The 7,844-nt window shown below is 69.0% G+C and carries 8 protein-coding genes and 1 pseudogene; 5 read left to right on the top strand and 4 right to left on the bottom strand.

Translation table 11 applies throughout. From position 1 onward, the window contains the following. Positions 1-184 precede the first annotated feature (184 nt). Positions 185-511: a hypothetical protein gene (locus tag M3N57_08460; protein ID MDP9022712.1), complete on the bottom strand. Its 327-nt coding sequence runs from the start codon at positions 509-511 to the stop codon at positions 185-187. A 287-nt stretch (positions 512-798) separates the two neighbouring features. On the opposite strand from M3N57_08460, the gene M3N57_08455 reads away from it, so the two are divergent. From M3N57_08455 to M3N57_08445, 3 genes are all read left to right on the top strand, one after another. Continuing rightward, on the top strand, positions 799-1,515 hold the full coding sequence (locus M3N57_08455) for a hypothetical protein (protein MDP9022711.1): 717 nt from the start codon (positions 799-801) through the stop codon (positions 1,513-1,515). A gap of 38 nt (positions 1,516-1,553) precedes the next feature. Then, complete coding sequence (locus M3N57_08450; GenBank protein MDP9022710.1) at positions 1,554-1,967, top strand: pyridoxamine 5'-phosphate oxidase family protein; 414 nt, start codon at positions 1,554-1,556, stop codon at positions 1,965-1,967. A gap of 192 nt (positions 1,968-2,159) precedes the next feature. Then, positions 2,160-2,600, top strand: coding sequence for a hypothetical protein (locus M3N57_08445; protein ID MDP9022709.1), 441 nt, complete (start codon positions 2,160-2,162; stop codon positions 2,598-2,600). A gap of 99 nt (positions 2,601-2,699) precedes the next feature. Here M3N57_08445 and M3N57_08440 read toward each other — a convergent pair whose 3' ends face one another. Then, entirely contained in the window at positions 2,700-3,149 is a 450-nt protein-coding gene (locus M3N57_08440; GenBank protein MDP9022708.1) for a hypothetical protein, read from the bottom strand. A gap of 170 nt (positions 3,150-3,319) precedes the next feature. Here M3N57_08440 and M3N57_08435 point away from each other — a divergent pair, with 170 nt between their 5' ends. Further along, entirely contained in the window at positions 3,320-3,952 is a 633-nt protein-coding gene (locus M3N57_08435; GenBank protein ID MDP9022707.1) for a response regulator transcription factor, read from the top strand. Positions 3,953-3,972: 20 nt separating this feature from the next. Here M3N57_08435 and M3N57_08430 read toward each other — a convergent pair. Further along, positions 3,973-5,798: pseudogene (locus tag M3N57_08430) on the bottom strand (glycoside hydrolase family 15 protein). A 246-nt stretch (positions 5,799-6,044) separates the two neighbouring features. On the opposite strand from M3N57_08430, the gene M3N57_08425 reads away from it, so the two are divergent. Continuing rightward, positions 6,045-6,995 (top strand): TIGR04348 family glycosyltransferase, encoded by a 951-nt coding sequence (locus M3N57_08425; protein ID MDP9022706.1) that lies wholly within the window; start codon positions 6,045-6,047, stop codon positions 6,993-6,995. Between the two features lie 112 nt (positions 6,996-7,107). Here M3N57_08425 and M3N57_08420 read toward each other — a convergent pair whose 3' ends face one another. Next, positions 7,108-7,761, bottom strand: coding sequence for a peroxiredoxin family protein (locus M3N57_08420; GenBank protein ID MDP9022705.1), 654 nt, complete (start codon positions 7,759-7,761; stop codon positions 7,108-7,110). Positions 7,762-7,844 lie beyond the last annotated feature (83 nt).

The raw sequence follows: 7,844 nt of genomic DNA, 5'->3' as shown, positions 1-7,844 counted from the left end.
GCACACCGGCGAGGTCATGGCCGAGGTCCTCGGCGAAGGCTCGACGCTCCTCGCCGATCTGCTCGCGCGGGCCCCCCGACGCTGAGGGCGGGCCTCGACGACACCGAGTGCGGTCTGACTGCTTCCCACGGCTGCGCCCGCCGTCGCTCGCTTCGGACGTGCGGCTGACCGGCCATCGCGCAGCTCAGCGCAGCTGTGACGACAACTCGTCCCAGCTGACGTGAACGGCGTCGGGGACGGCGTCGGCGGTGGCGTCGACCTTCTCGGGGTCGCCGTCGACGAAGATGATCGGGGCGTCGCTGCGACTTCGAACGTGTACGGCGACGTCACGACCGTGCGACGGCAGGCGCCGCAGCGAGATCACGACCGCGTCGGGGGGGTCTTCGAAGATCCGGTGGGCGGCGCGGGCGCCATCCTCAGCCTCGACGGCCACGTCGTGGCCCTGCGTCCGCAGGTCGCCGGCCAGCTGTTCGGCCTCGTCAGCGTTCCAGTGAACCAGGTAGATGCGCATGACACCGCAGGCTACGCGCCGTCCGGCGTTGACAACGGTGTCCGGTCAGACCGGCGGGTCCGGTCCGACGGATGCCGTCGCTTCACGGATGTCCTGCGCGGCCGCCGTCGCAGCCCGACCGACCAACACGGTGGTGTGAACTTCCCGCGTGCCGACACGCTACGGATCCGTGATCGGATCGGTTGAACGTTGTGACATCTAGGTTCGGTTGTGGGTTCCTGCACGCGGGTGTTCGCTGGCCGGTGGGAGCGCAGGTGGATGCGAACATCTCGGCGGAGGAGAACGTCATGGGATCCGGGGACGACAACCTCAGGACGCGGACACGCGAACGGCTGTCTTCGCTCATGAAGACGCAGGCCAGTGCTCAACGGCTGAAGGCGCAAGGAGCCTCGGCGTCAGAGTTGGGCCACAAGCAGTCGGTCCTGATGGCTGACGCCAGGGCGATCATCGAGGACTGGCCGGAGGCGCCGAGGACCGTGGGCGACAAGCTCCTCGACCACTACGGGCCGCCGAACGAGGCGACGCCGACGAAGCTGTTCTGGTACCGCGCCGGTCCGTGGGCCCGGATGGAGCTCAGCGCCGACGAGGTGGTGCACAACTTCCCAACTCCGCACACGGACTTCCTCACCCAGTACATCGACTACCCGATCGACCCGAGCCGAGCGACCGACGTGGTGACCTTCGACGGGAGCGTGATCGTTGACCGAACCGCTGGGCAGATCGGCTCTCGTTGCGACCACGAGCCGTTCAACATGCTGACGCTCAACTTGGCGGTCGAGATCATGGAAGGTCGCCGCACCATCGAGGAGGCGCGGGACCTCTACGGCGACACCGCCGCCGCGTTCGTGATGGGACGCGATGCCCCGTACGCCGAGGAACTGCAGTTCGACATCCCCACCGGAGACACCGCCGACCCCGACGGATCCATCATCGCAACCGACATGCTCGAACAGATCAAGCAGAAGTTCAAGGACTTCTTGGGGGAGGGAGAGGTCCCGCGGTAGGTCGCTGTGCTGATCTCGCTTCTGGCGAGTCGAGCGCCATGAACGAGCAGGAGTGCTGGGATCTGCTCAACTCGGCCAGGTCGGCCGTGCTGGGCACAGTCCATAAGCAGCGTGGCGTCGACGCGGTGCCGGTCGTCTTCGCCGAGCGAGGAGAGGACCTCGTCACGCCAGTCGACCGCGTCAAAGCGAAGGCCCACGCCGCTCTGCAACGGGTCCGCAACATCGAAGCTGATCCTCGCTGCGTGCTGCTCGCCGATCACTACAGCGACGACTGGACGTCGCTCTGGTGGGTCCGTGCACACTGCCGGGCGTCGGTGATCGCGCCGGAACGTACGCCCGATGCGGTCGCCGCCCTGGCCGCCAAGTACCAGGCGTACCGCGATCCGGACGCGATCGACCAGGTGATCGTGCTGCGAGTGACCGACCTGGCCGGCTGGCACGCTCAGAACTGACGCGCAGTGGGTGGGCCGCGACCATCGCCGCCGCCGGCCCTCGAAGGCCCCCCGCCGCCCCCCTTCCGTTCCCGGATGCCGATCGACGAACGCAGGAAGTCGCACGAGCCACGACAGTGAATGACGTGGCGACGCGTCGGGTTACCCCTCTCGAGGGTCCGGCCGGGACCTCGAGAGGGGAGGATGCACCACATGGCCACGCAGAGGATCGGAACGAGCGTCGTCGCCGGCGTCGTCGCCGGCGTCGTCTTCGGCGCGATGATGCACATGCAAGACATGATCGGGATGATCGCCGGACTCGTCGGCGGCGACGGTGCCGGCCTGGGATGGACCGTCCACCTGATCATCTCCGCGATCATCGGCGCGGGCTTCGGGCTCACACTCGCCCGCGGCGTCTCGGGCTGGGGTTCGGGGCTTGGTCTCGGAGTCGTCTACGGGGCGATCTGGTGGGTGCTCGGCCCACTGCTGATCATGCCGCTGCGGATGGGTATGCCCCCGTTCCAGATCAACGAGACGTCGCTGATGAGCCTCGTCGGGCACCTGATGTTCGGCGTCGTTCTCGGAGCGGTGTACGTCACGGTGGCGAAGGCGACGTCCGAGGAACTCGTCGCGGACCGGACACGGACGGCTTGACGCCCGTCAGCGGGCGCTGGCGTGACGAGTGTTCGGTGCTCGTTGTCGTGGCCTCTGCCAGACCAAGTGCCCTCGACTGGTCGACGGGTGCGGCACGCGTCATGAGGAGCCGGTGGACAGAAGGGATCGCAGCTGCCGGCGGCCGGATGCCACGACGTTGGACACGTTCTCGGCATCGATGCCGAGCACGACGGCGACCTGCGCGTAGCGCATCCCAACCGCATCGACGAGGTACACGGCGGCACGAGCGGGCAGTGCCAACCTGGCCATCGCACGGTGCAGGTTCGAAGCCGGCGTCGGCTCGTCGGGAAGCATCCGGTCGAGATCGACCGCCGCCTGGTAGGTCAGGCGGTGCAACGTGGTCGGTTCCGTGCCCGCAGGGCACGCGACGAGAGACGGCAGGACGCTTCGAAGCAGCGACTCCCCGGCCCGATCGCCACCGGCGTACAGGCAGCACGCGGCGTACAACTCTTCGAGTTGCGTCGCGGCGGGGACGGTAGCGCCCGAGCCTGGAGAGGAGACGTCGGACTCGGCTTGGTCTCGCTGCACGCCGCCTCCTCTGCGTTCGCTGTGGAGTCTGCCGGCGCATCGGGGCGCGCAGCATGCCGAACGTCGGGGGACGGATGTACCGCACCGCCCCGACGACCCGTCACAGGCGCGACGGCCTGACGTAGGGTCGGACCGTCGATGCCGCGGTCCGATGGAGGGAGCGGACGCTGATGTCCGACATCCGTGTTTTCATCGCCGACGCCGATCAACAACAGCGCGACGATCTCGTCGGGGAGGTTGAGCGAGCCACGGGGCTCGCTCTCGCGGGAGCGGCGGCCCCCGCTCACGAGGGTCTCGTGCAGATCCTGTCCACGGACCCGGATGCGGTGGTCGTACGGATGGCGACCTCGGAGGAGGCCATCGACCTGTGTCGACGGATGCTGGACGCCCGTCCGCGGATCCGATGCCTGGTGGTCGCCACCACCAGCGAGGAGGAAGCCTTCGTCCAGGCGGTGCTCGTCGGCGCGGCGGGCATCGTCCGTCGGGAACGGCTGGTCGCGACGCTACGGGTGGAGGACAGGGAACTGGTCGAGCAGGCCACGCACATCCTGGAGACCCACGGCAGCCGCGATCCTGATGATCTGTTCGCGGAGCTGACCCCACAACAGCGCGACGTGGCACTCCTGGTCGTATCCGGAGCGACCAACAGCGAGATCGCGGCCCGACTCAACATCTCGCCGCACACGGTCCGCAACTACCTCAGCCGGATCCTGTCTCGGCTCAGGATGCGCAACCGCACGGAGCTGGCGGCGGGACTCGCGGCGGCGCTGGTGCGAGCCGGCATGGATGCGCGCCGCCAGTGACCGGGCGCGTCGACGCCGGGCTACGGGCGTGTCCCACGCTCGGCGCGGGTGATCGCCCACGCGGCGTTGACGAGGCCAACGTGGCTGAAGGCCTGCGGGAAGTTGCCGAGCAGTTCCCCCGACGTCGGATCGACCTGCTCTGCGAGCAGCCCGAGATCGTTGCGGGGCGCGATCGCCCGCTCGAAGACGTCTCGGGCGCGGGCGACGTCTCCCGCGAGCGCGTGGCAGTGCGCCAACCAGAACGTGCACAGCAGGAACGTGCCCTCCCGTCCCTCCTGGCCGTCATCGGCTGCCTGTTCGTAGCGATACACCAGGCCACGCTCGTCGGTGAGGCGCTCCTCGATCGCCGTGATGGTCGCCTGCATCCGCTGATCGTCGGCCGGGAGGAACCCTGTGATCGCCAGCATCAACGCGGAGGCGTCCAAGACATCCGAGCCGAACGACTGGGTGAACGCGCTCGCCTCCTCGTTCCACCCGTCGGACAGGATCGCGTCACGGATCTGCTCACGGACGCGTTCCCACCCCCCGACCTTGTCGTCGGCGTCCAGCGACCCGGCAAGGTCGATGGCCCGGTCCAAGCCGACCCAGCACATCAGCTTCGAGTACACGAAGTGCTGCGGGGCGGAGCGGATCTCCCAGATCCCCTGGTCGGGCTCTGACCACCGCTGCGCGGCGGCATCAGCGCAGTCGGTGAGGAAGCGCCGGCTGGGGTGATCGAGGTCGCCGATCTGTTCTCGGAGCCTGTGGGTGGCGTCAAGCAGCTCCCCGAAGACGTCGAACTGACGCTGACGCCAAGCGGCGTTGCCCACCCGCACCGGCCGACTGTCTCTCCACCCCCGGAGGTGGGTGAGCTCGCGTTCCGTCAGGTCGTGTTCGCCCCCGACCCCGTACATGATCTGCAGTTGCCCGCCGTCACGCAGATCAGCAGCGGCCGAGCCCACCATCCACCGCAGGAACGCGTCAGCCTCGTCGGGGCAGGCCGCGACCCACAGCGCGTTCATCGTTAGGCTCGCATCACGCACCCACGCGTAGCGGTAGTCCCAGTTGCGCTCCCCGCCGACCGACTCGGGCAGCGACGTGGTCACCGCGGCGACCACGGCCCCGGTGGGTTCGAACGTCAACCCCTGCAGCACCCGTCCCGACAGGTGCACCAGGTCCGACCACGGACCGTCGTAAGCCTGATGCTGCCGGGACCATGCCTGCCACCGCTCCACCGTCATCTGCAGGTGCTGGCGGATCGTCTCGGCGGTCCACACCTCCGGGTCGTTCTCCCACGAGCGCGTCCACTGCACCGTGAAACAGGCCGCTTGGCCGGCAGTCATCAACCAGGTCGCCGTCGCCTCCCCGTCGGCGGTCTCCACCGGTACTGGCGTGGACAACGTCAGTCGATCGGGCCCGCCCCACGTGGCGACGCCGGTCTCGATCCGCCGTAGCAGCGGCACCGCGAGTCCGTACTCGGGACGCGGCCGGAACGACATCTGCATCTCCACCTCACCGGTCACGCACCTGGCGACCCTCATCAGGCTGTGCGGGGCGTCGCGTCCCAGGAGATGCCCGCCAGGGTCCTCCCCTAGCGCCAGCGCATCCGTCACCGTCACCGTGCCGCCGTCGGTGTCGAACGTCGTCTCGACCACCAGCGACCGGTCGAGGTAGCGGCGCGAGATGTCGGCCTGCTGCTGCGGACCGAGGCGCCACTCCCCGGCCGTGTCGTCGAGAAGGCGCCGAACACCGAGGCCGAGTCGAACCGGGGGAAGCACAGCCAGTCGACCGTGCCGTCGCGGTCGACCAGCGCTGCCGAGTGCAGATCCGACAGGAAGGCGTGCTCACCGATCGGATGGTGGCTCACTGCTGGCGCTCCTTGGTTGTCTCAGGGCAACCCGCGAGCGCGCCCCCTTCCTTCCATGGTCGGTAGTCTCACGCACTCGTGACGTTGCTGGTCGTCGGGCCCGTCAACGGTGTTACGCGGTTCCGAGATCGAACAAGGTGCGGTCGTACCTGGCCCTTCGTGCGGCGGTCCGGCGACCTGATCGCTGGTTGCGGCGACGACACTGCTGGCGCGAGACCGGTGACCTGCCGTGAGGATGCCCTGCCCGTGCACAGGATCTGTGTCGTCACTCCCGCGCCGCCACAGTCGACGCGGGGCAACCGGGTCACCGCGCAACGGTGGACAGGGTTGCTGCGCGATCTGGGTCACCACGTCCAGGTGAGGGAGTCGTACGATGACGAGCCCTGTGATGTCCTGGTGGCCCTTCACGCCCGCCGCAGCGCGACGTCGATCGTCCGTTTCCACGAGCACCATCCACAGCGACCGATCGTGCTGGCCCTGACCGGCACGGACGTCTACCGCGACATCCACAGCGACGCGGAGGCCCGCCGGTCGCTGGAACTCGCCGACCGCTACGTCGTCCTGCAGCCCCTCGCCATCCAACAACTGTCGGCGCAGCTGCAACCCCGCGCCCACGTCGTCGTGCAGTCCGCCGTCCCACCGCCGGGCCCCAACCGCCCGTCTCCGGACCTGTTCGAGGTCTCTGTCCTCGCCCACCTGCGCGAGGTCAAGGACCCGCTCCGCGCCGGGCGGGCCGCCCGGCTGCTGCCGGCCCGATCACGGGTGCGGGTCGTGCACGCCGGGGGGGTGCTCGACGAGGAGCTGGCCCGCGCCGCCAAGCAAGAGATGGCGACCAACCCGCGCTACACATGGCTCGGCGAGCTACCGCGCCGACACGCGCTTCAGATCCTGGCCCGCTCGCGGTGCATGGTGCTGTCATCGACCTCCGAGGGCGGCGCCAACGTCGTCTCGGAAGCACTGGCCTGCCGCGTCCCGATCATCGCGTCGCGGATCCCCGGGTCGGTGGGCATCCTCGGAGACAACTACCCCGGCTACTTCACCCCCGGCGACACCGCCGAGCTCGCGGCGATCCTGCACCGCGTCGAGACCGACCGCGGTCTGCAGCGGTCGCTGCATCAGGCGTGCGCCCGACTCGCCCCGCTGGTCGAACCCGCGACGGAGCGCGAAAGCTGGCGACACCTCCTCGCCAGCCTCTGACCCGCGTTCAACACCTCGCACCCGCAGCCACCGAGACCGCAGACGCGGCTGCGGGCCCTGTCGGTCACGGTGACAGGAACGCCGACTACTCGCCTGGTCCCCGTTCAGGGCGCTACCCGCGGTGGCGGGTCGCGTCGAGGTAGCGCTCCGCCTCCGCCCGCAGGGCGTCGGCCTGTTCCTTGGCCTGCGGGGCGCGCATCCCGAGGGCGATCGCAGCGAACTTCACGCCCTTGAAGTACGGCGTCATGGCATCGGCGGGGAACGCGCCCTCGCTGGGATCAGGCTCCTCGCTCGCCGGAGGTGGCTGGTCGACCGGCTGCACGTCGCGGTCCTCGGCGAAAGCCCGAACCCGCTCGACCAGCTCCGGTTCGCTCAAGCGGTCCGAGAACTCCCCACCAACCTGGCGGAGCAGCTCCTCGCCGTCCGGACCCACCACCACGACCGCTGGCCGAGCCACCCCCTTGTCCTCGTGCCACACCTCGTAGGGTCGGATGGCGCCCTCCCCGTCGGGGTCGCTCAAGATCGGGAAAGGAAGGTCGAGCTTGTCCACCAGCGCGGCGTTGGTGGTCGGCTCATCCACGCTGATCGCCACCACGCGAGCCCCAGCGTCGGTCAGATCCTCGTGATGCTCAGCCAGACCGGCGAGCTGCCCGTTGCAGAACGGTCACCAGTCGCCACGGTAGAACACCATGACCACCATCTCCCCGCGGTGCTCCGACAGCGTCCAGGGTTGTCCAGCCTGGTCGGTGAGCGTGAAGTCAGGCACCGTCACGGCAGCTCCCGTCTCGTTGGCTGCGGGTCTTCGCGCACTTCCCAGCTTCGACCAGCCGACGCTCGCCGTCAACCACC

This window comes from Actinomycetota bacterium (assembly GCA_030776725.1).
Taxonomy (GTDB): Bacteria; Actinomycetota; Nitriliruptoria; order Nitriliruptorales; family JAHWKO01; genus JAHWKW01.
This window is presented reverse-complemented; position numbering and strand designations above follow the sequence as displayed.

What these genes read in the sequence shown, in the direction of transcription:
- M3N57_08450 (MDP9022710.1), top strand. Translation starts at nt 1,554, where the DNA reads ATGAACGAGCAGGAGTGCTGGGATCTGCTCAACTCGGCCAGGTCGGCC.
- M3N57_08460 (MDP9022712.1), bottom strand. Translation starts at nt 511, where the DNA reads ATGCGCATCTACCTGGTTCACTGGAACGCTGACGAGGCCGAACAGCTG.
- M3N57_08445 (MDP9022709.1), top strand. Translation starts at nt 2,160, where the DNA reads ATGGCCACGCAGAGGATCGGAACGAGCGTCGTCGCCGGCGTCGTCGCC.
- M3N57_08435 (MDP9022707.1), top strand. Translation starts at nt 3,320, where the DNA reads ATGTCCGACATCCGTGTTTTCATCGCCGACGCCGATCAACAACAGCGC.
- M3N57_08455 (MDP9022711.1), top strand. Translation starts at nt 799, where the DNA reads ATGGGATCCGGGGACGACAACCTCAGGACGCGGACACGCGAACGGCTG.